Source organism: Nocardia exalbida NBRC 100660 (assembly GCF_000308575.1).
In the GTDB taxonomy this organism is placed as follows: Bacteria; Actinomycetota; Actinomycetes; order Mycobacteriales; family Mycobacteriaceae; genus Nocardia; species Nocardia exalbida.
Genome location: NZ_BAFZ01000094.1, coordinates 1 through 891 on the forward strand (window position 1 = coordinate 1; position 891 = coordinate 891).

An 891-nucleotide genomic window follows, 5' to 3' on the forward strand; every position below is an offset into this window, starting at 1 on the left:
GGTGTGGTCGAGGAGGTCTCGGCTGATTATGTGACGGTGATGGCTGATGATGGGACGCGTAAGTCCTATCGGATGCGGAAGTTCAACCGGTCGAATCAGGGTACGTGCTCGAATCAGCGTCCGATTGTGGATGAGGGTCAGCGGGTGGAGCGTGGTCAGGTTCTGGCTGATGGTCCGTGCACCGAGAACGGTGAGATGGCCCTGGGTAAGAACCTGTTGGTGGCGATCATGCCGTGGGAGGGTCACAACTACGAGGACGCGATCATCTTGTCGCAGCGCCTGGTGGAAGAGGATGTGTTGACCTCGATTCATATCGAGGAGCACGAGATCGATGCGCGTGACACCAAGCTGGGTGCCGAGGAGATCACTCGGGATATTCCGAATGTGTCCGATGAGGTGCTCGCTGATCTGGATGAGCGGGGCATCGTGCGCATCGGTGCGGAGGTCCGGGATGGGGACATCCTGGTGGGCAAGGTGACGCCGAAGGGTGAGACCGAGCTGACTCCGGAGGAGCGGTTGTTGCGGGCGATCTTCGGGGAGAAGGCGCGTGAGGTGCGTGATACCTCGTTGAAGGTGCCGCATGGTGAGTCGGGCAAGGTGATCGGTATCCGGGTGTTCTCCCGGGAGGACGATGATGATCTGCCGCCGGGTGTCAACGAGTTGGTGCGGGTGTATGTGGCTCAGAAGCGCAAGATCCAGGATGGTGACAAGCTCGCGGGCCGGCACGGTAACAAGGGTGTGATCGGTAAGATCCTCGCGACCGAGGACATGCCGTTCCTGCCTGATGGCACTCCGGTGGACATCATCTTGAACACCCATGGTGTGCCGCGTCGTATGAACATCGGTCAGATCCTGGAAACCCATCTGGGCTGGATCGGCAAGACCGGCTGG

Annotated in this window: 1 pseudogene; it reads left to right on the plus strand. The window is 60.0% G+C overall.

Going from position 1 to position 891, the window contains the following annotated elements:
• Window positions 1-891, plus strand: a pseudogene (locus ON29_RS23005) (DNA-directed RNA polymerase subunit beta); the annotation flags it as partial.